The following is a 25219-nucleotide window of genomic DNA, read 5'->3' as shown; positions in this document are numbered from 1 at the left end:
TATACAAATGGGATTCAATGAATTTTTAAGCTCGATTTTCGGAAACAAATCCACGCGAGACATGAAAGAAATCAAGCCCTGGGTAGAGAAAATCAAAGCTGCTTACCCGGAGATTGAGAAACTGGACAACGATGCCCTCCGTGCCAAAACGGAAGAAATCAAAAAATATATCCATGAATCGGCTACTGCCGAACGTGCGAAAGTAGAAGAATTAAAAGCGAGTATCGAAAGTATCGAACTGGAAAACCGCGAAGAAATCTTTGCACAAATTGACAAGATAGAAAAAGAAATCTTGGAAAAATATGAGAAGGCGCTGGACGAAGTTCTACCTGTCGCTTTCTCCATCGTCAAGGCTACTGCCAAACGTTTCGCTGAAAATGAGGAAATCGTAGTGACTGCAACGGAATTCGACCGTCAGATTGCCGCTACGAAGGATTTTGTACGCATCGAAGGCGATAAGGCAATTTATCAGAATCACTGGATAGCCGGCGGTAACGACACGGTATGGAACATGGTTCACTACGATGTACAGCTCTTTGGTGGTGTCGTTCTGCATAAAGGTAAGATTGCGGAAATGGCAACCGGTGAAGGTAAAACATTGGTGGCTACTCTCCCGGTATTCCTCAACGCTCTGACCGGAAACGGTGTGCACGTGGTTACCGTGAATGATTACCTCGCCAAACGTGACTCCGAATGGATGGGACCTCTTTATATGTTCCACGGCTTGAGTGTGGACTGTATCGACCGTCATCAACCGAACTCCGATGCACGCCGCCAGGCATATATGGCTGATATCACGTTCGGTACAAACAACGAATTTGGCTTCGACTACCTACGTGACAATATGGCTATCAGCCCGAAAGACTTGGTGCAACGCCCGCACAACTATGCTATCGTGGATGAGGTTGACTCCGTATTGATTGATGATGCACGTACTCCGTTGATTATCTCAGGTCCTGTACCAAAAGGTGACGACCAATTGTTCGAGCAACTCCGCCCGCTGGTTGAGCGTCTGGTAGAAGCACAAAAAGTATTGGCAACCAAATATCTGTCTGAAGCCAAGAAACTTATCGCGTCGAATGACAAGAAAGAGGTGGAAGAAGGATTTCTTGCCTTGTATCGTAGCCACAAGTGTTTGCCGAAAAACAAGGCTCTGATTAAGTTCCTCAGTGAACAGGGTATCAAAGCCGGCATGCTCAAAACGGAAGAAATCTACATGGAGCAGAACAACAAGCGTATGCACGAAGTTACCGACCCGTTGTATTTCGTAATCGACGAAAAACTAAACAGTGTAGACCTGACAGATAAAGGGGTAGACCTGATTACCGGTAATTCCGAAGATCCTACTTTATTCGTTCTTCCCGACATTGCCGGACAACTCTCGGAACTGGAAAATGTGCCGAACCTGACCAATGAAGAAAAACTTCAGAAGAAAGATGAATTGTTGACTAACTATGCCGTTAAATCAGAACGTGTACATACTATCAACCAGTTGCTGAAAGCTTACACGATGTTCGAGAAAGACGACGAATATGTAGTTATCGACGGACAAGTGAAGATCGTAGACGAACAGACCGGCCGTATCATGGAAGGTCGCCGCTACTCTGATGGATTGCACCAGGCTATTGAAGCTAAGGAACGTGTGAAAGTGGAAGCTGCTACACAAACTTTCGCCACGATTACTTTGCAGAACTACTTCCGTATGTATCACAAGCTTTCCGGTATGACCGGTACTGCTGAAACGGAAGCAGGCGAACTTTGGGACATCTATAAATTGGACGTAGTCGTAATCCCGACCAACCGCCCGATTGCCCGTAAGGATATGAATGACCGCGTTTACAAAACTAAACGTGAAAAATATAAAGCTGTTATCGAGGAAATCGAAAAATTGGTTCAGGCAGGACGTCCGGTACTGGTAGGTACCACTTCGGTGGAAATCTCCGAAATGCTAAGCAAAATGCTTACCATGCGCCATATCGAGCATAAGGTATTGAACGCCAAACTTCACCAGAAAGAAGCGGACATCGTTGCTACCGCCGGTTTGAGTGGAACAGTAACCATTGCTACCAACATGGCTGGTCGTGGTACCGACATCAAGCTAAGCCCGGAAGTGAAAGCTGCGGGCGGTTTGGCAATTATCGGTACGGAACGTCATGAATCCCGTCGTGTAGACCGCCAGTTGCGTGGTCGTGCAGGACGTCAGGGAGACCCGGGTTCTTCCGTGTTCTTCGTGTCACTGGAAGATAACTTGATGCGTCTGTTCTCTTCCGACCGTATCGCGAACGTAATGGACAAACTTGGTTTCCAGGAAGGCGAAATGATCGAGCACAAGATGATTTCCAATTCTATCGAACGTGCCCAGAAGAAGGTGGAAGAAAATAACTTCGGTATTCGTAAACGTCTGTTGGAATATGACGACGTGATGAACAAGCAGCGTACAGTGGTTTACACCAAACGTCGCCACGCTTTGATGGGTGAACGTATCGGTATGGACATTGTGAACATGATTTGGGACCGTTGTGCCAATGCTATCGAAAACAATGATTATGAAGGTTGCCAAATGGAACTGCTTCAGACATTGGCGATGGAGACTCCGTTCACCGAAGAAGAGTTCCGCAACGAGAAGAAGGATAAGTTGGTCGAAAAGACTTTCAACATCGCGATGGAGAACTTCAAGCGCAAGACTGAGCGTCTGGCTCAAATTGCTAATCCGGTTATCAAACAGGTATATGAGCACCAGGGACATATGTACGAGAACATCTTGATTCCTATCACGGACGGCAAACGTATGTACAACATCTCCTGTAATCTGAAAGCGGCTTACGAATCGGAATCCAAAGAAGTGGTGAAAGCATTCGAGAAGTCAATCCTGCTTCACGTTATTGACGAGGCATGGAAAGAGAATTTGCGCGAATTGGACGAACTGAAACATTCCGTACAGAATGCCAGCTACGAGCAAAAAGACCCGCTGTTGATTTACAAACTTGAGTCTGTTACTTTGTTCGATGCTATGGTTAACAAGATTAATAACCAGACCATATCTATCCTGATGCGCGGACAAATTCCTGTACAGGAAGCACCGGACGAACAAGCTGCACGCCATGTAGAAGTACGCCAGGCTGCTCCCGAACAACGCCAGGACATGAGCAAGTATCGTGAAAACAAGCAAGACTTGAATGATCCTAATCAGCAGGCTGCTGCCAACCAGGATACTCGCGAACAGCAGAAGCGCGAACCGATCCGTGCGGAAAAGACCGTAGGACGTAATGATCCTTGTCCATGCGGAAGCGGTAAGAAGTACAAAAACTGCCACGGTAAGAATGCTTGAAGATATTGAGAATTGAAAATTAAAAATTGAGAAACAAGAGTTTTCCATTTCTTAATTCTCTATTTATAAAAGAAAGTCTCAAACGGTTAAAAACTGTTTGAGACTTTCTTTTATTCTTTCAAAATCGTACTTTTGTTCAAATTACTAAATAGAACAAAACTATGGCAAAATCTTATTCACCGGCTTTCGTTTCTTTATTCCTGTTGGCATTGAGTAGCTGCCAAAGCCTGGAGCAGATTTCCATTGATTATCTGCAAGCTGCCGACCTTAGCTTCCCACCACAACTTCGAAAAGTGGCAATCGTGAATAACACCAGCAATGCGCCGGATAACAAACTGATAACGCAATCTGATAAAATCAAAGAGAACTCGCCGATAGTAAGCCACGCAACGGCTTATGTGAATGGAGATACTAAAGTCGCAACAGAGGCACTGGCCGAAGAGATTGCGCATCAGAACTACTTTGACGAAGTGGTGATTTGCGATTCCGCTTTGCGGGCAAATGATAAGTTGCCGCGTGAAAGTATACTAAGTCAGGAAGAAGTCCGTAAGTTGGCTTCAGATTTAGAGGTGGATTTAATCATTGCCCTAGAAAACCTGCAACTCAAAGCGACAAAGACTATCCGTTACCTCGACGAGTTCAATTGTTTTCAAGGGGCTGTGGATGTCAAGGCTTATCCTACGGTCAGAATTTACCTGCCCGAACGAAGCAGACCGATGAATACGCTTCACCCTAACGACAGCATCTTTTGGGAAGAATTCGGAGCTTCGGCAGTAGAAGCTGCCACGCATATGATTCCCGATAAGAAAATGTTGCAGGAAGCCGCCGAATTTGCAGGAACGATTCCGGTGAAGTATATTGTTCCGATGTGGAAAAAAGGAACACGGTATCTATATACCGGCGGTTCGGTACCGATGCGGGACGCAGCCGTTTACGTACGCGAAAATTCGTGGGATGACGCATACGAACTTTGGCGCCAGGTTTTCGAAGGTACGAAAAGTGAAAAGAAGAAAATGCGGGCTGCACTTAATATCGCAGTTTACTATGAAATGAAAGACAGTTTGTCCCAAGCACAGGAATGGGCTGAAAAAGCCCAGCAACTAGCCAAGAAGATTGAGAAAAAAAATGTATCGGAAAATATGCATGCCACCATTAACGATGTGCCGAATTATTATCTCACCAGCTTGTATTTGGCGGAGTTAAAGGAGAGAAATAGCCAATTAGCTAAGTTAAAGATGCAAATGAGTCGATTTAATGACGATTTTTAAGAAAATCGTGTATCAAATCTTATTTTTTTTATACCTTTGAACTAACAAAAAGAAGGAACCCATGAAATTGAGCCAGCAATCACAATCTATTATCGAGGCGACTATCCAAAAGGCAGTCGCTAAATACACATGTAACTGCGAACAAACTATTGTTACTGACATCCATCTTCAACCGGACCAAGCTTCGGGACAGCTTACTATTTACAATGATGATGATGAAGAATTGGCAAACATCATGATAGAAGAATGGACTACATATGACAGTGATGATTTCCTGGAAAACATAGAGCCTTCCCTGCGCAATATCCTCTGCAGAATGAAAGATGCAGACGACTTTGACAAGGTGACTATCCTGAAACCTTACTCGTTCGTATTGGTGGACGAAGATAAGGAAACGGTGACGGAATTGCTGCTGGTAGATGATGATACGATATTGGTGAATGACGAGCTGCTGAAAGGATTGGATAAGGAGTTGGATGATTTCCTGAAAGAGTTGCTGGAAAAGTAAAATCTCATATACGGCAATAATATTGTGGTTTGTCGGCAGAAAGTCCTCTATGCGCTTAACCGGAGGTTCACCGGTTTCACCTTATTGCTAAATACCCGATGAATAAAGCCATAGCGGGTGAAAGCAAGGAAAAAAGACAAAGAGAAATTACCTTTCATCGCTTTCACCTTCATTATCGTTTCGCTTGCAGTGTCTATTGGACATATAGATCCAATATGTTGGATATATATAGCTGACACGTTGGGCATATAGATCCAACACGTCAGCTATATATACCCAACATATCAAGTAATACTACCTGATAATTAAGCTATTAATACTTGACAACTCAACTATTAACATATTGATTGACAGATTATTTGCCATTACCTAATTTCTTTTTGGTTATAGCATATTTCTTTTAGCTTATAGCATAATTGAATTAGCTCATAGCATATCGAAAAAACAAAGGTGAAAGAGTGAAGAACGGTTCCAACCGGAATTTTCCCCTCTCTTTCACCCGCTATCGCTTTATCCATCAGGGTTCCAGCAACAGGGTGAACCCGATGAACCCTCGCTAAAAGTACAAGAAAAGAATCGCTACTATCTTATACTTTTAGATTAATATCCATGCGATTTCTCTGCCCAGGCTTTTTCCATTTCATAGAAATTAACCGTCTCACCAACAGACTTGCCGTCCAATTCCTGCTGTTTCTGCTCAAAGAAAGCCTTCCAACGCGGATAATACAAATCTTTCAGAAGCCCGCTCCACTCACGATGAGAATAATCATGCAAACCACCCTGATTGGCAGCGATGCTGTCTCCCCAGACTGTGATTAACGCGGATGCATTCCATTCGTAGAGTTTCTTTTCCGCATCGGTAGTACCCAAAGAACGTGCGGCGGCCAGCCAAGAAGATACGGAGAACTCTTTCCGGGTAGACAATAAGCTGTCTTGTGACAAGATGAGCTCAAGAAATTGCTGTGTCTGCTTCCGGAAACTCTCTTTGTCTGTACGGTCATAACTTAGGGAGATGTCCTCGAGCAATGCATTACCTTTATCTGTATTACTCTGACGTACGATATCCACCAGGTCATATTCAAAGTTGTTGTTTCCTTTATACCGGTCGGCTACTGCAAGTAATAGATTGGCAGCCTTTGCCGTGGAATCGGGAGAATAGAAAAGTTTTGCCGATCCCCATGTCGATGTCCTGTCGAGGTGAAATCCCGGTCGGGCACATAGCAAAGACTCAATAGTACCTTCTCCCCGAATGTTTTTCGGGGCATTATAGACTGTATGTTGTAAAGTGCGCCAGGCTTCTGCCACTTCAGGCAGTACTTCACCACCATAACGGGCTTGCAGATATGTTTGCAGCCATTCGTCGGAAGAAAACCGCTGTTCACGCCAAGGCAACTCATAAAGAAGCTCAAACATCACCGGGTTGTTTTCTATTCCTTCGGGCACTGTACCTACCCCGCACATTGTTTTTCCATTGGCATGTGCACGGGCGTCATAGTATCCGTTGACGAGTTGGTCCATCCGGCCATGCAAGCCCACATTTCCACCGAAATTGAGCAACATACAATAAAGCCAGTCATGCTTGCCGAAACCTTTCTCCCGACACCACTCCGAATCCGGATCGCCCCATTGAGGACGTTTCTCACTATATAAATCGAGCACTATCATATCGCCGGCATTCAAGGCATCAATCATCGCCGGACGTGGATTGGCTTGCCAAGCCTGAATCACCCACACAGCTTCGGGATTCGCCTTTTTCATAGCTGCCATGATAGAGGTACCTGTTTTTTCCAAATCCACCCCTTCCGTATTTCCACCTTCATGAAAGGGATCCATGCTATAATAGTTGGCCTTTCCATAGAGTTTCTCCAACTCTTCATAGTACATGGCTGCAAAGGAATCGAAGTGTTCGTCTTCTGTGGAGAGGAAAGCCGGACGAGGAAATCCGCACCAGGTGCCTGGATCGGCAATCTGATACCCCAGTTTCTCGCCTATGTTGCGGGGCACCATTCCTGAGTATCCGGGAAATACAGGTTCGATTCCCAGTTCCCGCATACGGGATACAATCTTCTTTTGAAGTGCTTCCTGTTGCCGATACCAACTGTCGGAGTTAGGACCTCCCCACCCTTCCAAGTTATTCATCTGCCACCAGGCCATAAAGGCGGGACCGGAAATGAATTTATTAATCTCTTCTGTGGTATATCCCACCCGTTTCAAGAGATTATACCATACTACTTCTATCCCTGTGACACTCAAAGGCATATTGATTCCGTGCATGGCCATCCAGTCGATTTCTTTCTCCCAACGTGCCCAATCCCAAAAGGCTGTAGAGTAGGAATAGGTGCAATAGTTCAGATAGTAACGATGCTTCATATCTGTCTCCTGACGGATTTTCTCCGTGGGGAGAGGCAATGTTTCCGGTAACTTTTGCGTTGGATTATTCCAAGAAAGGTGGATGCCCGCCACATACTTCAAATACCAGTTCAATCCCGTTGCCAATGACAAATCGGAATTTCCGGTTATCAGGACTTTGCCGTCTTTGGGCGTTATCTCAAAATAGTCTTCAGACGGATTATCCTGTTGCGGTATCATCTGAAAAAGAATCCGATCTTTCGAAGTCCCTTCCGTTACACGTTCCGCCAAAGAATTTACAGGCAACTGCTTAGGCTGACAGCTACACAATAGAGTCACTCCAAGTAATAAGGTTATCAAAATACGTATGTTCATAATCGTGTTTTTTTTAGATTTGCCAAAGATAGCAAATAGAAATCATATTTCTCATCTCATGTACATTTTTAATCAATGAAACAAGTAAATCAATGAAACAAGAAGAATTGCGGACGACCATATACATTTATCTCTTTTACCTTCCCTGACAAGAAAGAACCTTTACGGACTTTGAGACGAAGGGCTGATATTTTATAGATTTCCTTTAAGTCAATAATGATACGGTGCGGCTGTCCGGATTCCGTTGCCGGATCAGTATGCCAGAATGAAGAAATATCCCCATCGAACAAATTCTCCGCCACGCCCAGATTCTTGTCTGCCTGCTCGCTACTTACATAAACAACTTCCCATTTGGTCTTATCCACCGGTTGCCCCTTGTCATCCAACAAGTCAACTTCCGAAATGCATGCCTGGTTGTCTTCCGTATATGAAGAAAGTGTTTCAATGCAAAAATGGCGCAAAGTGCTCACAACCGGCAAATCAAATTGCTGCCAGTCGTTCGTCTCTGTTAAGGTGGTTTTCAGCAAAATATCTCCTTCTTCCAGAATCGGATTGCCTGTCTGGTTGCGTAGCTGTTTCTCCGGCTTGTTTTTATCCACGCCCAAACTGTCAAGTACCGGTTTATCCAATCCCCGTAAACTCCTCTTTCCCGTATCTTCCATTTCGAAAACAACAATCTCATTCTCGCCTGTTTTCAGCCAGGGAGCAGGTATATAGAGAGTCTGTTGAGGGCCGACATTCCAGAAACGTCCCAACGATTTACCGTTTACCCAAACAGCCCCTTTACCCCACTGGCTCATATCAACAAAGCAATCGCCTTCTTTTTCTATCATGAACGTTCCCCTGTGAAATGCCGGAACGCCTTTGATTTCTTTTCCGAAAGCCAGAGAAGATACCTCTTCTTTATAAAGTGGAAGCGGGGTGATGGACCAGCCTGTCAATTTATCATTTCCCCAAAGCACCTGACTTGTAATCCCTTTACGGTTAAAAAGGATATCGGGACCATAATTGACACGTCCGGTATTTTCAACCAAAATCTCCAGTGTAGCGGGAACTTTATGAATGTCCAGTGTCGTGCTGTTCTGATTATAACGGCGGTCAAGACTGGCCACTTGTCTGCCGTCTACCAGGATAACAGCATAATCACGCAAATCCTGAATAATCAGCTTTTGTTTTCCCGGTGTATTGATTGTAGTCTGATAGTGGATATATCCGAAATCCATTCCTACATCTTCCATTGACAGTACCTCTTCCGATTGTGTAGTCTGATGAAAAGTGGTAGTCAAAGGAGCACTTTCCTTTAATTCGACTGTAGCGAAAGTAGTGGTCGGATTATCGGCGGGCACTTCCGGCAATACAGTCCCCTCGGGCAGGTATTTCTGAATCACTTCTCTGAATGCATGATATTTCGGATAGCAGTTACCCCATTCTCCAAGCGGAGCGTCATAATCGTAACTGGTAGGCTGGGGACGGAATCCACCGCTGGTATTAGCACCATTCATGTACCAGAAATTTGTTCCTCCGTGGAACATATACATGCTGACAGATACGCCATGGCTCAACATCCAATCCAATTGTTCGGCAGGGCGCTCATAGGCTACGGATGAATGGCGTTTTCCCCATTCATCAAACCAGGCCGGATAAAACTCCGCCACAAAGTATGGACCCCCCGGATGATATTTGTCTACAATCTTAAATATATCTTCGCCGAATACACCGTTCAAAGTAGGCAATGCACCGTCAATATGTCCGGCTTCCACTTGTCCGCCACCGTCACAGGTGAACAACGGAACATTGAATCCAGCCTCCTGAAGCATATCACGGATAGCGGTGAGGTATTCTTTATCTGCCGCATACGAACCGTATTCATTTTCTACCTGCACCATAATAATATTACCGCCATTGTTGATAGTCAGAGGGGACAATTGCTTGCCGAGTTCCTTGATATATCGCTCGCAATAGGACAAGAAACGAGGGTCTTTGCTGCGATAAACCAGATCCTTCTCTTTCAGAAGCCATGAAGGATAGCCGCCAAAATCCCATTCTGCACACACGTATGGGCCGGGACGAAGAATGACATACAAACCTTCTTCTTGTGCAGTACGTACAAATTCGGCTATATCCGCCTGCCCGCTGAAGTCAAACTCACCCGGCTGCCGTTCGTGGAAATTCCAGAAGACATAGGCAGAGACAGTGTTCAACCCCATTGCACGTGCCCTATGCAGACGGTCACGCCAATACTCGCGTGGAATACGGGAATAGTGCATTTCTCCGCAAATCAGTTGCACATCTTTTCCGTTGATATTAAAAGTACCGTTTGCTATTTTAACCTGTTCCGTGGGGGCGGAACAGGCAGAAATAAAAAATGATACAATTAAGTTAAGTATAATAAATACCTTATTTCGATTTTTATTCATCTTCATTCAAACTATATCATAAATATTAAATACTCCGGTCGGCCTCACTAAAGTTTATCCGTCCGACCGGAGTATTCATCAATCTTTATCAGAATGTAACCTCACCAAAAATATTCACGGCATACTTTCCTGCATCATCATACCAATGAGTCAGTTTCTCTGTCAGAGCAAACTTTATGGCATAAACCGGATTGTATTTCAAATCGTCAACTTTCTCCGGCATCCAGATTCCTACCTTATATGTCCCGCTCAATCCGGCAGCCGTACTTCCTTTTATGGAATACTCCGCCGCCTTATTCGGTTCTTCATTGGTAGAAGGAATCCAGTTTTTCGGCTCTACATCCAGTTTTATCTCTTTTACCACCTGACCGTCACCGGAAACAAGCACTAAATAAACCTCTTTCGGGTTAATCACCGTAGCAAATCCTGTATTGGTTATCGTCAGGTCATATTCCAGATTTCCATCCTTTGCCTCTACTTTCGATTCACTTTGGAGATTCAGACGATAGCCCAAATGGTCGCGCACAAATTCATAGAATGAACGGACTACGTCATTGCCTTCGGCATCCTTAAAATAACTCTCATCAAAGAGAATGTTATTATCATTCAATAAAGACGGATATACTTTCACTTGCTTCCAGCTCATGATATTCAAAGCAAAATTCTGTGTCACATCAAAAGCCGAATAACGGTGCTCACGCAAAATACGCAACGACTTCATCGGAGTAATCAGTGCAGACAATCCCCATTCAGTATCTTCATCATAAGGGATTTCACCACTCATATAGAAGTTATTCGCTTTTACTTCTTCTGTTATCTGCTTATAATCATCCGTATTAGGAACAAAATCATTGCCCGGTGCGTGAGAATGTTCACCGGCCGTAAAATAATCGTTCGCATAACCGATACGTCCGCGATATTCTTCTTGCTCCAATGTCAGTGCTTTCTTATGGCTCGGATAACGCATTTCTACACAATACGGAACAGGCAAAGCCCTTAGCAACGCACTGACAATTGCATTTTTTGCATCCTGATCATTCACCAACGGAGACGTATGCCACTCTCCCCAAGCACCGATAAAACCAACTTGCACCGTAGCGATCTGACCGATATATTCATTCAACAAAGGAGTCAGTTGTTCAATATGCCTAAGAATCCATTGTTTAGATTCACCGCCAGACGTATTAAGCCCCGCATGATTGTATGCAAAACGAAGAATGGCTTTATATCCCTGCGCTTTCATCAACTCAAACACCTTGCGGATATTATCCAAAGCCTCATCATCAAGGTCTTTACTCACCCACTTGGTCAGATAAATATACTGCTGCACAAGAGTCAGATTATCATCTTTCGCATCGAACTGCTCTACTTTCTTCGTATATAAGTCCTCACCGTAGACCTCATATTCATTATACGGACTCTTCATCTCATCGGCAAGCAGATTGCATTCCAAATGAAATCCTCTATCGGGATTTCTCAATGGCTCGATAGGTATGATTTTACCTACAACTTCCGGAGTTTCCGGTTCATTCGTACCCTCTTCCTCTCCATACTGTCCTGCATACACATCTATCGTATCAGAACAAAAGCTACACATAATACTTAATAATAAGGTAGATAATAGGGTCATAGTTTTCTTTATATTGATTAACATGATTGATATACTTTTAATTTTCACCTGATTAATTTTCATTAAAGATAAAACGTGCAGGAGCTCCCGTTGTCCAGGGAGTATACAATGTCGCTCCACCGTCATGAAGCATACATGCATGCTCCGCATTATCGGTCACCAACAAATAGCAATATGGCCCGGTGTGATTATTGATATTCGGTTCCACCCACTGACCGGAAGCGCACAAATTGAATTTCCAGTCATTCAGATGAGCCTGCCCTTTCACTGACTCATAATATTCAGGGTCTTTCAATACATTCCATTGCCCTTCGGCCATCCCTGCTTCGATAAACAGAGTCTTATATTCCTGCATAGTCGGTAGACGCCATCCAGCAGGAGCTATCCTGTCGCGGATGTCATAATGATAATGAACTCCGTATGCTTTCACCCTTCCTTCTCCAAAGGATGCCGGTGTCTCCTTATAGTTATTTGCTTCAATGTCGGTTCCGTCAGGATACTTGGTCGTCCGCAGATTATCCGCCAGCCAAACCAGTGAGGTCCCGTCTCTATAAGGAATACGTGCCACACGATAGGTTATTTTCTCATCACCGCGAACGTCAATGAAGCGCATCATTTCCGTCATATTCAATACTCCGGAAGAACGTGACACCAGTTGTCCGCCGTCAGTCTTCACATTCCAATATATAGCGTTGGATGTCCAACGTTTGATAGAAAGTTGGTCGAGTAATGTCTGAAGTTCTTCGTGAGTCAGAGAGGATTTGCCTTTTACGACACCTACACTTTGCTCGGCCACAGTCTGTTTCATTTCAGGATCAAGTGACAGACAGAGCGAATACGAAGTTGATTCCGCCATTCCTTCCGTATCCCATTCAAACTGTACGGCAGTTTCCGGTTTATCTTCAGCCAAAGCAATCTCAGTCATATCCTCAGGTTGTAATAACTTGGTAGACATACGTTTCACATGAATCGTATGCACATCCGACGCAGCAGCCGTAGTATTGCCAGTCTCTTTAACAGTCCAATACAACAGCGCTTCCTGACCGGCTTTTATTCCTAACCGGGAGAAATATTGATCGGCAGCCAATACGGACATGGTAAAAGAAGTCGATTTACCTGCATCGACCTTCACCGGATTTTTAAAGTCTCTTGTAGCACAAAGAATTAGTTTGGCACCTTTCTCCAAAGACTTATCCCAAGAGAAGTTATATTCATCGGTTGACAAATCATTCAAATCAATAGTCGTTCCATCCTGAGGCGCACTCAGGTAAATATCCGACATGGGAACAATCACATTATACTTGTCCTCTTTGCATCCGGCAAGTAACAAAATACCTACCAGACTATATAATAAATGTTTCATAATACTCTCCTTTTTTTAATAACCGGGGTTTTGAACTATAAGACCTTGTCCTTCAGTAATCAAATGAGTAGGCAACGGGAACTTCTCATATTTATATTGCCCGTCCACTTTCGTTTCGATTTTACCTGTCGGCTGACCGGCAAATCTCGCTTTGGCAAGTGCCGCTTCTATGAATTTACCATGACGGATTAAATCCTGTCTACGTACACCTTCAAAATAGAATTCATGCCCACGTTCTTCCAACAACTTGTCCAGGAAATCATCTACGGAAGCGAAATCACTCAATTGCCAGGCTTTCAGTCCGCCATGGGTTACACGTACCTGATTCAATAAACCAACCGCTTCCTGAGTGATACTATTTCCATTGCGGACAATTGCTTCCGAAAGTAAAGTCAATACGTCAGCATAACGGTAGATCGGCATATCTATTTCACACTGTTCTCCTATCACTCCTTCGATTTTATACTTCACCGGGATTGCGCCATAAAAGAGCACACCAGTTGTCCCCCCGTCACGGTCGGTAGCCCGACTGTGATATACACCTTTCGTACCGGTATACTCACCGATAATTCTTTCCCGTCTTTTATCTTTAGGATCAAACGATTCGTAGGCAGGCCATGATATTTTGTATCCTCCCCATGCCGTCACTGCCATTCCGGCTGGCACAGGATAATCAGATGTCAATACGTGTGCAAACCATTTTTGCTCCATTACACCAGCTTCGGCTACACAAGAAAAGATGACTTCCGAGTTCTTTTCTCCGGATAAAGAAAACAAAGAATGATAATCGTCTACCAGTTTATAACCGTATTCTGATTTGGTCAGTTCACGTCCTATTTTCTCCGCTTCGTCCCACTGCCTGGTCATCATATAAAACTTCAGCAACAGTGTGTTGGCAAGCCCTTTCGTAAAACGTCCGTAATCCGTATCTTCATATTTATAAGGTAATATGTCAGCCGCTTCCTTCAGATTAGTAACAATGTATTCACGCATCGCTTCTTCAGACAAGCGGGGGATGACAATCTCCGCTTCCGGTTTCTGCAACGTTTCCAAATCGGCAATAGGTATCGGACCATACATGTCATACATCAGGAAAGCAAGAAAGCCACGTCCGCATTTCAACTCTGCCATATAACGAGCTTTCAGTGTTTCATCCATATTTACGTTCTTGATACGTTCCATCGTCAGCGTCATGGAAGCCAAGTATTGGGAGTAGTCATACACGCGGCGGTAATCTCCGTCGATGTGCCAGTCGTTGGCTTCGTATGAATTGTATACGGTAGTCCATCCCCATGTATTCTCCACATAATCGGTCACCATTTCCGAAGTCGTCACATAACCTGCCGCCACTTCAAAAATCCCCCACGGGGAGAACACGTGATAGGCGCTCGCATTGACTAGCGCATTTACATCTTCAGCGTTTTGCGGGAACATTCCCGGGTTTATTTTATTGTAGACTTCTTGTTCCAACGTACAAGACGAAACAAGAAACAAGAGTGTTGCTATTGCTGTATAAATTATCCTTTTCATATTTACGACTTATTAGAAAGAGATTGATACACCGAAATTATAAGAAGTCACATTCGGATATGCATATGTTCCGTTATCCGTTTCAGGATCCAGACCTGTCCAGTTGGTAATCACAAACGGATTGTTCACATCTACGTATACCCGAAGATTGTTCACAATCTTTTGACTAATCGGCACTTTATATCCCAACGTTATACTTCCGCAACGAACATAATAGATAGATTTCACGTAATAATCGCCCCAACCGTTTCCCCCTCTTACATAAGTAGGGTCTGTAGCAGAAAGGTTGTTGCTGTTGAATGCTTTCAATGCATAAGTAGAAACGTTGATGCCGTTATCCATGCGTGTCCATCCTTCGTAATAGCTGGCTCCGCGCTTCCTGCCCGCTTCACCGTAGAAGTAAATATTCAGGTCGAAGTTTTTGTAGCGGAACGAGTTGTTCAGACCATAAATGATTTTGGGGTCGCCATTACCCATATACACTTTATCTTCATCTCCCAACACACCGTTTCCATCTTGGTCTTTCAGTTTCATCATACCTGGTACCAAGTCTTTTTGTGCTTCGGGAGCCTTTTCGCCCGGTTGCAGGATGCCGATTGCTTCATATTCCCACCACGCACGTATCGGGTCGTCTTCTTTCTCATAAGCTCTCGGTTTCCAGTTCGGGTCGCGTTTCAGCCAACGGTCGTTATAATGTGACAAGGTCAATGTGGTATCCCACTCAAAATCTTTTGTAACAATATTCACTGTATTCAGAGTGATTTCCACACCCTGACTTTGCGTGGCTCCTATATTTCCGGCGATTTTGTTTATCTCGTTATAGAAAGGCAATGGCTTGTCCGTTCGGAGCAGGTCTGTAATCTTACGTTTGAAGTATTCGGCTGCCAACTTGAAGCGGTTGTTGAATATTCCGAAGTCCACTCCGAGGTTAAATTCCGTCGTTGTCTCCCATGTAATGCTTTTGTTTCCCAAATCCGAAGCATATACTCCCGTCGACTCCGCTCCGCCTATAATAGAGTTCTTGCCTACCTCATAATAGTCATAAATGCGATAACCAACGTTGGAATTACCGGTTTGCCCATAAGAAGCTCTCAACTTCAACATAGAGAGCCATTTGGAAGCCCCTTTCATAAAGTTTTCTTCACTAATCATCCAACCTGCCGATACAGAAGGAAAATATCCCCAACGGTTTTCCGGTGCAAAATTGGATGCGGCATCGGCACGTAACGTAGCTTCGAGCAAATACCTTCCCTGATAAGAGTAGTTGGCACGGGCAAACAGCGAAGCAATACTATTGATAGAAGCCCATGAAGCTACGGAAGGTTTCTTGTAATTGCCCGAACCTAAGCTATTGTAACCAAACCCGTCTACCAAAAAATCCGAATTGCCGGCACTAAAACCATCATTCTTAAATTTCTGGAACGAATAGCCACCGATTACTTTCACATTATGGTCGCCGAAACTCTTCGCATATTGAGCTGTCAACTCCATCAGATAAGTAGTGTTGGTCGATTGAGAAATATCCGCTCTTCCGTTCTTGTTAGCTCCTTGCAAAGTTGTTTTAGGCAAGTAGCTGGAACGTTTCTGAAAACTGCGGTCGGCCCCTAATTGCAGTTTCACTTCCAGTTCTTTCAAAGGTTTCACTGAGACGAATGCCGAACCCATCAAACGGTCTTTCACCGTATTGTCTTGTATTTCCAACAACGATACCGGATTGGCTACAAACGGTCGTTTCGGATCGATATAATAGTTTCCTTCCGCATCATAAATAGGAATAGTAGGATTGGATTCAATGGCACCGGTCAGCACGCCGGAATATTCATTCTGTCCATCGCCCAAGGGAACATTATCGTATCTGTTCTGTGTGTATGTGGCAGTCAATCCGAAAGAAACGTATTCATTCAGTTCCTGATCCAAATTCAAACGAGCGGAAAAACGGCTAACGCCATTATTCTTCACAATACCTTCTTGATCCATATAGTTGACGGAAGCCAGATAACGGGTTTTCTCCGTACCGCCATTCACGGAAAGATTGTGTTGCTGCGTATAACCGTTGCGCATCACTGCATCCAACCAATCGGTACCGCTTGCCAACAAAATCTCGTCATTATTGAAAGCCGGTTTATACTGAGTCGGTTTTTCCGACTTTGTCACGTATCCTTCGTAAATGCCCATACCGTTCAGTTTCATCCATTCTTCATACTGCTGTTTGTTGTACATATCCATATACATACGAGTATCAAGCATCTTATAATTCGAACGGGCTACCTGCACAGATCCCATACCGGAATAAGTCACTCTGGGCTTCTGACTCTTACCTCGTTTTGTTGTAATCAAAACAACTCCATGACCGGCACGTGCTCCATAAATAGCCGTAGAAGCGGCATCTTTCAATACTGAAATTGATTCAATATCATCCGGATTCAAAGACTCCAACACATTATCAATATTACCAGATTCATAATAGCCGTTCCCCGAACTTAAATTACCGGAAGACGACACTGGAAAACCGTCAATAACAAACAAGGGTTCATTACCCGCGCTAATAGAAGTCTCACCACGAATACGGAATTTAGCCTCACCACCAGGTTGCGCAGAGATCTGATTTACACGAAATCCGGCAGCCTTACCTGCCAATGCACGAGATACATTCGGAACAGTATTCATTTCTACATCCCCCATATTCACCATAGAGACAGCACCTGTCAATGTCTTTTTACTCTGTGTTCCATAACCTACCACGACTACTTCTTCCAATTGCTTGGAATCTTCCTGTAAAATGATTTTTAGATTTTTACCGACCTGCACCGCAACAGTCTGTGACTGATAGCCGATATAGGAAATATCCAATAGTGCTTTCGATGAAGATACGGAAAGTTTGAAGACACCGTCAATGTCTGTAATCGTTCCATTTCCCTGTACGCCTTTCTCCAATACACTGGCTCCAATTATCGGTTCACCATGAGTGTCCAGTACCATACCCGATATTGTTACTTTCTTTTCCTGTTGTGATGATTGCGCTTCAACAGACAATATTATTTTCTTATCCAGCACGGAATATTTCACATTCGTACCGGCAAAGACTTCTTGTAATACATTAAAAATATTACTCTTATCAGCCGAGACTGATACACGGCGATTCAAATCAACATGCTTGTTGTTGAAGAAGAAGTCAAAGTCCGACTGTGCTTCAATCTCTTTCAGAATATCCTCTACACGCTGATTGCGGGCATCGATACTAATCATAGCTTTCTGAGCGTAACTATCGGCCGCATACCCCAGCCCGATAGAACATACTAAGAACAAAACTAATAGTCTCATAGATAATGGGATTTTTTTTGAGGTTAGCCAAAGCGACTTTACCACCCATAAAAATTGGATGCTAAAATAATTTTGCATAAATTTGTGATGACTTAAAGTTAATAAAAAGTTTATCTAGGCTTGTCGCCAAACAAGCTCAAAAAGATTTACCGATTTTCATACGGGAAGATACGCCAATATCATCCCGTATGTTTTTTTATTTAAGGGGGTCTGTCTTTCATTGCATTTCTGTATTAAGGTTATTCAATCAATATATTTCTATCTTACTCTTTTCATCTGTTATATCCGGAGAATCAAGATAGCGCCAGCGGATTTGAGAAGAAAGCTGGAAGTATTCAAGAATGCGTTCCAGGCGTTGGTTGGTGAATGTACCTGTAAAGGAGTCTCCTTTCAAACGATCATTTTTAATAATGAATTCCACATTATACCGTTTTTCCAACATCCGCAGCCCCTCTTCCAAGGGAGTGTTTCTGAATATAATCTTCCCTTCTTTCCAGGCTATTTCCGATTCGCCCGAAGTGGCATAAAGTTGTACTTTACTGTCTTTCGAGTCATAGACCAGTTTTTGGCCGGGAGCCATTAGTACTTTCTTCGAAGCATTATCGCATTTGTAGATAAAACCGATTTTCCCTTCTACCAATGTAGCTGAAACTCTATTTTCTTTTTCGTAAGCTTCTACATTGAAGTGAGTTCCCAGTACTTCTATTTGCGACTGATGGGAAGTGGAAACGATGAATTTCTTCTCCGGATCCTTGGCTACTTCAAAATAAGCTTCACCCTGCAAATTTACGTTTCGCGTATCTCCGTCGAAGCGTGAAGGATAACTTAATGTAGATTCTGAATTCAGGAAAACAAGTGTGCCGTCGGGTAATGTCAATGAGGTCATCATTCCGGGATTGGTCTTTATCTCCATCATTTGTGCCAATTCTTTGCCGCCGTCTCCCCAATGCTGCACCATCAAAGTAACGAGGAGTGGAATGAACAGAACTGCTGCCGCACGTTGTGCCCATTCCCACCACATCGTTTTCTTCTTACCTGTCATCCTGCTTTTTACCCTTGACAATGCCTTCTCCGTATCAACTTTCTTCATTACATGAATGGTGTCCGTAGCCAGATAAAGCGCATGAACCTGTTTTGCCGTCCGTCGATTCTCTTCCGACTCACTCATCCAATTTTCGACCAGCAGACGTTCTGCTTCCGTCACTTGTCCTTCACAATAACGGGGAAGCAATTCTTCTATCTTATTTTTGTCAATATTATCCATATACCGTTTTTATTGCCTTTTATGATAAGACAAGGGAAAAGCGGAAAACTCCTAAACTAAAAACCATTTTTTTTCAGAAAATCTTTGTTTTCTTATAAAAAGGCTATATTTGCAGTAAAATAGCAAAACTAATACATGAAAGAAACCTACCAATCAAACAACGATTTCCTGTTATCAGCTGTTCAACACGGGGACTTGAAAGCATTCGACACACTGTTTCGGAGATATTATCCGATGCTGTGCGCTTATGGCCATCGGTTTGTTGAGTTGGAAGATGCAGAAGAAATCGTGGAAGATTCTCTTTTATGGATTTGGGAAAATCGGGAAACACTGGTTATCGAGTCTTCTCTTAATTCCTATCTCTTCAAGATGGTGTACCGCAGGGCGTTAAACAAACTTGCGCATATCGACGCCACCCAACGGGCCGATACACGATTCTACGAAGAAATGCAGGAAATGCTGCAAGATACAGACTACTATCAGGTTGAAGAACTCACCAGACGGATTGAGGAAGCTATCGCAGCACTGCCCGAAAGTTATCGGGAAGCTTTTGTGATGCACCGATTCCGGGATATGAGCTACAAGGAGATTGCGGAAACACTGGGAGTATCTCCCAAAACAATAGATTACCGTATCCAACAGGCATTAAAACAATTGCGTACGGATTTAAAGGATTATCTTCCGTTACTACTACCACTCTTATTTCCTTGAAGCAGGCTGATTATACAAGTTTCTGCCAGGCATTGCCTTGTCTACCCCTACCTGTCTCTCAAAGTATTAATGAATAACTTTCATTGTATTAAGGGTAAACTTGCTTTCCCTTAATACCAAACTTCATCTTGACCCGATGAAAACTATAAATGCAACTTCTGATTATATAATTGCAGGCTTTGTTTTTATAAACGCAAGTTGCATTTATAAAAACAAAGCCTGCAATTATAGTTTGGAATAAAGCAAAAACAACTTTGCCATTAAAGAAAAAGAAGTTTGCATCAAGGAGACAATAACTTATCTATTAATAGCTTATGGGAAAACAAAGAGTATCCGACAAATGGAATGACATGATTTCACATGTCTGATACTCACGTATTTCGTGATTCATATTTGCCAAGAAAGCAGATTGCAGTTGATTGGCCTGCTCCGCTTTCTCCATTGCTTCAGGCAGCCCGTATGCTTTCCAGAGAATACGGATATATTCAAAAAGAAAGGCATCCCAAATCCAATTGAGATGCCTTATATTACATAAAATTAAGTGTTGGAGAATTATGCTTTCTTCAAAGCGGAAATGCTTTCCTTCAAAGACTTGATAATACTTTCGGCATCCGCTTGTTTCTTGCGTTCCATCTCGATAACAGCTGCCGGAGCATTGTTGACAAACTTCTCATTGCTGAGTTTCTTCAATACGCCTTGCAAGAAACCTTCCTTGTGTTTCAATTCGGCTTCCATACGGGCGATTTCAGCTTCCACGTCAATCATATTGCCCAAAGGTACGGCAAACTCAGTGGTACCGACCATGAAAGAAGCGGCACCTTCCGCCTTGCTTTCAACCACCTCGATAGAAGAAAGATTGCACATCTTCTGAACGACCGCATTGAATGCCGCCACCGGATTCTCGCCCAATACTTGCAACTCAAGCGCTTCTTTCTGTGCAATATTCTTCTGAAGGCGGATACTGCGGATATTACTGATGATATCTTTCACTACTTCAAACTGTGCCACGTTATCGGCATCGACAGTTGTATTCATATTCAAGGCACTTACCATCAAGCTTTCACCTTCTCCGACATTACGTTCCGCCATCTGCTGCCACAACTCTTCGGTGATAAACGGCATAAACGGATGAAGAAGATGCAGCAAGTTATCCAAATAACCAAGTGTAGCGTTATAAGTGGCGCGGTCAATACCTTGTCCGTAGGCAGGTTTAATCATTTCCAGATACCAAGAAGAGAATTCATCCCAGAACAATTTATAAACAGCCATCAACGCTTCACTCAAGCGATACTTCTTGAACAAGTCTGCCACTTCTGCCGCAACTGCGTTCTGTTTGGATTCAAACCAGTGGGTAGCCAGTCTTGCCGCTTCTGTGGCTTGGAGGCTATCGTCAACCGTCCATCCTTTAATCAGACGGAAAGCATTCCATATCTTGTTGCAGAAGTTACGTCCCTGCTCGCAAAGTGCGTCGTCGAAAAGGATGTCGTTGCCGGCAGGAGCCGAAAGCATCATACCCATACGCACACCGTCGGCACCATACTTTTCGATCAGTTCCAACGGGTCGGGAGAGTTACCGAGCGACTTGGACATCTTACGCCCTAATTTGTCGCGAACGATACCCGTGAAGTAAACGTTCTTGAACGGCATCTGCCCCTCATATTCATAACCTGCCATAATCATGCGGGCTACCCAGAAGAAGATAATGTCCGGTCCTGTCACAAGGTCGCTTGTCGGATAGTAGTATTTGATTTCTTCGTTGCCCGGATTGTTGATGCCGTCGAACAAAGAGATAGGCCACAACCAAGAAGAGAACCAAGTGTCCAGACAGTCTTCATCCTGACGGAGTTCTTCGATTGTCAGGGCTGCGTTGCCTGTCTTTTCTTTGGCTTTTGCCAATGCTTCTTCGGGAGTAGCGGCTACTACATAACCACCTTCCGGCAGGAAGTAAGCGGGAATACGGTGTCCCCACCACAACTGGCGGCTGATACACCAGTCTTTGATGTTCTCCATCCAGTGACGGTAGGTGTTCTTATATTTTGCCGGATAGAACTTCAGGTCGTCGTTCATTACAGGCGGCAATGCCATATCCGCCAAATGCTGCATCTTAAGGAACCACTGCATAGAGAGTTTCGGCTCAATCACCACGTTGGTACGTTCCGAATATCCTACCTTATTGGTATAGGCTTCCGTCTTTTCGAGCAATCCGGCAGCTTCAAGGTCTTTCTCTATCTGTTTACGGACATCGAAACGATCCATACCGATATACATACCGGCAGCTTCGCTCAATGTACCATTGTCATTGAAGATATCGATACTAGGCAAGTTGTATTTTTCACCCAGCATATAGTCGTTTACATCATGGGCCGGGGTTACTTTCAGACAACCCGTACCGAATTCGATGTCTACATAATCATCCTCAATCACAGGAATGACACGGTTTACCAGCGGAACGATTACTTTCTTTCCTTTCAGCCACGCGTTCTTCGGGTCGTTCGGATTGATACACATAGCCGTATCACCCATAATTGTTTCAGGACGGGTGGTTGCAACAACCGCGTAGCGACCTTCCGGATCACCTTCTACTTTATAACGGAGGTAATACAGTTTTCCATGTTCTTCCTTATAGATTACTTCTTCATCAGAAAGAGCAGTCAAGGCTTTCGGATCCCAGTTTACCATGCGGACACCACGATAAATCAATCCTTTATCGAACAGATCGACAAATACTTTGATTACACTTTCACTACGTTTCTTATCCATAGTGAAAGCAGTACGATCCCAGTCGCAAGATGCGCCGAGTTTACGGAGTTGTTTCAGGATAATACCACCGTGCTCGTCTGTCCATTCCCAAGCATGTTTCAGGAATTCGTCACGAGTCAGATCGGTTTTCTTGATACCTTGAGAAGCGAGTTTGTTTACAACTTTAGCTTCGGTAGCAATAGAAGCGTGGTCAGTTCCCGGCACCCAGCAAGCATTTTTGCCTTCCATACGGGCACGACGAACTAAAATATCCTGAATGGTATTATTAAGCATGTGTCCCATGTGTAACACACCGGTGACGTTCGGGGGCGGGATGACGATGGTGTAAGGTTCACGACCATCGGGTTTTGAACTGAATAATTTGTGGTCCAGCCAATACTGGTACCACTTTCCCTCCACGTCAGCGGGATTGTACTTACTTGCTAATTCCATATTGTTTTATGTATATGATAGATTGTATATTCAAAAATAACGGGTGCAAAATTAATAATTTAAATTCAAATCTTGCCACCCTCGGGCTGATTCTGTGGACGGAAAGAGAATTTATAGGCTTCATAAACTGCAAATCCATAGAATAAGATAGTCATGGATGCCAAATTCTCAATCAGCAAAGAAAAGATTTCAGCATAATCCACACCGGACAAGACGTCAGTATATGCCATATCATAATCTTTGGCAATATATCCGATGATAGAAAAGAAATCGCCCAACACACAACTAATCAAAGCCAGTGCCGCACCGATAATTCCAAATACGGGCCGTATCCCCTTCCCCTGGCGCATAGCAAAACCGACAAGAAAGCCGATACCGATAGCCATATATCCTATCTGATAACCGGTTGAAACGGATATCAATCCCCATGCCGCCGCTCCCACAAGGCAGGCAACAACTGCATACAATATTCCTTTAGGCAAATTTTCTTCTGCCAGCATTTCTTCTCTGGTCATCGACACGGGAAAGTCTTCGGGCTTGGGAGGTGCCCATCTTTCCAGATCTTCGTCTTTCTTGAAGTCTTCACATTCTTCTTCAAACGCCGGAAGATCTTTGGTACGTGAACAAACTAATCCTTTTCCATTCACGAAATCGCGCGATACGCAATTCCTGCAATACTTTTCAATTTCTTCTGTGGTAGCCATCTTTTTATTGTGCCTATATTGAACAATTAATTAGTTGATGTCGAACGCTCCTCGCATTTACATGAAACGGGCGAGCGGACGTTAACAGATTTTTTGCAAATATAGAGGTATTTTCTCGCGTGACGTTTAATTAATGCATATTTTTGTCGATTAAAATCTGAATAGAAGATGAAACGGAGGTTGAAAATTAGACATATAGTATTGGGAGTATTATTGCTTCTGGTATGGATGACGCAGTTGGTTCCTGCATTGGCAACGCTATATTCCCACACGATTTATCCGCTTGTTTCTTATGTCTTGTCATTCTTTTCCAACTTATTCCCCTTTGCGATAGGTGATTTATTTATTTTCATCAGCATTGCAGGTGTCATTGTTTATCCTTTCTACGGCCGCTTTCGCAAGAAATTATCCTGGAAAAGAGTTTTGCGGCGCGACGGCGAGTATTTGTTATGGGTGTACGTATGGTTCTACCTCGCTTGGGGACTTAATTATTCGCAAAAGAACTTTTATCAACGGACTGAAATTCCTTATACAACCTATACGCCGGAGAATTTCAAAGAGTTTGTAAATGATTATATCACACAACTCAATCGTTCGTATACCCCGTTGAATAGTATCGCCAAGGATTTGGTGCGTGAGGAAACCGTGCGGCTCTATCATCAGTTAAGCGATAGTCTTGGCGTACACCGTCCTCCACACGATGCTCCCAGAGTAAAGACAATGCTGTTTACTCCGTTCATCTCAATGGTGGGCGTGACCGGCAGCATGGGTCCTTTCTTCTGTGAGTTCACGCTGAACGGTGATTTACTTCCTGCCAATTATCCGGCTACTTACGCACATGAGCTGGCTCATCTGCTTGGCATCACCAGCGAGGCGGAAGCAAACTTCTACGCTTATCAGGTTTGCACCCGTTCTCAGGCTATGGGCATCCGTTTCTCCGGCTACTTCTCCGTGCTCGGCCATGTACTGCGGAATGCACAAAGACTACTGTCCGAAGAAGAATATACACAACTCTTCCATCGTATCCGACCGGAAATTATCGAATTGGCAAAGGATAATCAGGCGTATTGGGCTGCCAAGTACAGCCCGATAGTCGGTGCTGTGCAAGATTGGATATATGACCTTTATCTGAAAGGGAATAAGATAGAAAGCGGACGGCAGAACTATTCGGAAGTAGTGGGACTGCTGATTTCTTATCGGGAATGGAAAAAACAGATGTAGATTGTGCCTTGTTTTGGCACATCACTTCACGATATTTG

The 25219-nt window shown here is 43.8% G+C and carries 14 protein-coding genes; 5 read left to right on the top strand and 9 right to left on the bottom strand.

The window, feature by feature from the left end; genetic code table 11:
• Nucleotides 1-7: 7 nt before the first annotated feature.
• The 3 genes from secA to NSB03_RS02000 all read left to right on the top strand — a co-directional run bounded on the left by secA (nt 8) and on the right by NSB03_RS02000 (nt 5104).
• A complete protein-coding gene (secA, locus tag NSB03_RS02010) occupies nt 8-3328 on the top strand; it encodes a preprotein translocase subunit SecA (protein WP_024986275.1) in 3321 nt (1106 codons plus the stop codon).
• A 161-nt stretch (nt 3329-3489) separates the two neighbouring features.
• Complete coding sequence (locus NSB03_RS02005) at nt 3490-4596, top strand: DUF6340 family protein (RefSeq protein WP_024986276.1); 1107 nt, start codon at nt 3490-3492, stop codon at nt 4594-4596.
• Between the two features lie 61 nt (nt 4597-4657).
• Nucleotides 4658-5104, top strand: coding sequence for a hypothetical protein (locus NSB03_RS02000; protein WP_024986277.1), 447 nt, complete (start codon nt 4658-4660; stop codon nt 5102-5104).
• Between the two features lie 600 nt (nt 5105-5704).
• On the opposite strand, the gene NSB03_RS01995 is transcribed toward NSB03_RS02000, so the two are convergent.
• From NSB03_RS01995 to NSB03_RS01965, 7 genes are all read right to left on the bottom strand, one after another.
• Nucleotides 5705-7828 carry an alpha-N-acetylglucosaminidase gene (locus NSB03_RS01995; RefSeq protein WP_257466184.1) on the bottom strand — a complete coding sequence of 708 codons (2124 nt, stop codon included), beginning with the start codon at nt 7826-7828 and terminating at the stop codon, nt 5705-5707.
• A gap of 89 nt (nt 7829-7917) precedes the next feature.
• Nucleotides 7918-10251, bottom strand: coding sequence for a beta-galactosidase (locus NSB03_RS01990; protein WP_371826225.1), 2334 nt, complete (start codon nt 10249-10251; stop codon nt 7918-7920).
• 82 nt (nt 10252-10333) lie between these two features.
• A complete protein-coding gene (locus NSB03_RS01985; RefSeq protein ID WP_024986278.1) occupies nt 10334-11899 on the bottom strand; it encodes a DUF4874 domain-containing protein in 1566 nt (521 codons plus the stop codon).
• Between the two features lie 28 nt (nt 11900-11927).
• A complete protein-coding gene (locus tag NSB03_RS01980) occupies nt 11928-13238 on the bottom strand; it encodes a SusE domain-containing protein (protein ID WP_024986279.1) in 1311 nt (436 codons plus the stop codon).
• A gap of 15 nt (nt 13239-13253) precedes the next feature.
• A complete protein-coding gene (locus NSB03_RS01975; RefSeq protein WP_024986280.1) occupies nt 13254-14768 on the bottom strand; it encodes a RagB/SusD family nutrient uptake outer membrane protein in 1515 nt (504 codons plus the stop codon).
• 12 nt (nt 14769-14780) lie between these two features.
• Nucleotides 14781-18167 carry a TonB-dependent receptor gene (locus tag NSB03_RS01970; protein ID WP_024986281.1) on the bottom strand — a complete coding sequence of 1129 codons (3387 nt, stop codon included), beginning with the start codon at nt 18165-18167 and terminating at the stop codon, nt 14781-14783.
• Between the two features lie 169 nt (nt 18168-18336).
• Complete coding sequence (locus NSB03_RS01965) at nt 18337-19353, bottom strand: FecR domain-containing protein (RefSeq protein WP_024986282.1); 1017 nt, start codon at nt 19351-19353, stop codon at nt 18337-18339.
• A 135-nt stretch (nt 19354-19488) separates the two neighbouring features.
• Between NSB03_RS01965 and NSB03_RS01960 the strand changes: the two genes are divergently transcribed.
• Entirely contained in the window at nt 19489-20064 is a 576-nt protein-coding gene (locus NSB03_RS01960) for an RNA polymerase sigma-70 factor (protein ID WP_024986283.1), read from the top strand.
• A 552-nt stretch (nt 20065-20616) separates the two neighbouring features.
• On the opposite strand, the gene NSB03_RS01955 is transcribed toward NSB03_RS01960, so the two are convergent.
• A complete protein-coding gene (locus tag NSB03_RS01955) occupies nt 20617-23256 on the bottom strand; it encodes a valine--tRNA ligase (protein WP_024986285.1) in 2640 nt (879 codons plus the stop codon).
• A gap of 65 nt (nt 23257-23321) precedes the next feature.
• Nucleotides 23322-23960, bottom strand: coding sequence for a hypothetical protein (locus NSB03_RS01950; RefSeq protein ID WP_024986286.1), 639 nt, complete (start codon nt 23958-23960; stop codon nt 23322-23324).
• 228 nt (nt 23961-24188) lie between these two features.
• On the opposite strand from NSB03_RS01950, the gene NSB03_RS01945 reads away from it, so the two are divergent.
• On the top strand, nt 24189-25181 hold the full coding sequence (locus NSB03_RS01945) for a DUF3810 domain-containing protein (RefSeq protein ID WP_369888684.1): 993 nt from the start codon (nt 24189-24191) through the stop codon (nt 25179-25181).
• Nucleotides 25182-25219: the final 38 nt, after the last annotated feature.

The sequence above is a fragment of the Bacteroides acidifaciens genome (assembly GCF_024623065.1).
Taxonomy (GTDB): Bacteria; Bacteroidota; Bacteroidia; order Bacteroidales; family Bacteroidaceae; genus Bacteroides; species Bacteroides acidifaciens.
The sequence above is the reverse complement of the archived record's forward strand: the minus strand, read 5'-3'. Positions and strand labels throughout refer to the sequence as shown.

Bases quoted from the DNA above. Each gene is read 5' to 3' on its own strand.
- secA (WP_024986275.1), top strand. From the start codon at position 8: ATGGGATTCAATGAATTTTTAAGCTCGATTTTCGGAAACAAATCCACG.
- NSB03_RS02005 (WP_024986276.1), top strand. From the start codon at position 3,490: ATGGCAAAATCTTATTCACCGGCTTTCGTTTCTTTATTCCTGTTGGCA.
- NSB03_RS02000 (WP_024986277.1), top strand. From the start codon at position 4,658: ATGAAATTGAGCCAGCAATCACAATCTATTATCGAGGCGACTATCCAA.
- NSB03_RS01995 (WP_257466184.1), bottom strand. From the start codon at position 7,828: ATGAACATACGTATTTTGATAACCTTATTACTTGGAGTGACTCTATTG.
- NSB03_RS01990 (WP_371826225.1), bottom strand. From the start codon at position 10,251: ATGAAGATGAATAAAAATCGAAATAAGGTATTTATTATACTTAACTTA.
- NSB03_RS01985 (WP_024986278.1), bottom strand. From the start codon at position 11,899: ATGTTAATCAATATAAAGAAAACTATGACCCTATTATCTACCTTATTA.
- NSB03_RS01980 (WP_024986279.1), bottom strand. From the start codon at position 13,238: ATGAAACATTTATTATATAGTCTGGTAGGTATTTTGTTACTTGCCGGA.
- NSB03_RS01975 (WP_024986280.1), bottom strand. From the start codon at position 14,768: ATGAAAAGGATAATTTATACAGCAATAGCAACACTCTTGTTTCTTGTT.
- NSB03_RS01970 (WP_024986281.1), bottom strand. From the start codon at position 18,167: ATGCAAAATTATTTTAGCATCCAATTTTTATGGGTGGTAAAGTCGCTT.
- NSB03_RS01965 (WP_024986282.1), bottom strand. From the start codon at position 19,353: ATGGATAATATTGACAAAAATAAGATAGAAGAATTGCTTCCCCGTTAT.
- NSB03_RS01960 (WP_024986283.1), top strand. From the start codon at position 19,489: ATGAAAGAAACCTACCAATCAAACAACGATTTCCTGTTATCAGCTGTT.
- NSB03_RS01955 (WP_024986285.1), bottom strand. From the start codon at position 23,256: ATGGAATTAGCAAGTAAGTACAATCCCGCTGACGTGGAGGGAAAGTGG.
- NSB03_RS01950 (WP_024986286.1), bottom strand. From the start codon at position 23,960: ATGGCTACCACAGAAGAAATTGAAAAGTATTGCAGGAATTGCGTATCG.
- NSB03_RS01945 (WP_369888684.1), top strand. From the start codon at position 24,189: ATGACGCAGTTGGTTCCTGCATTGGCAACGCTATATTCCCACACGATT.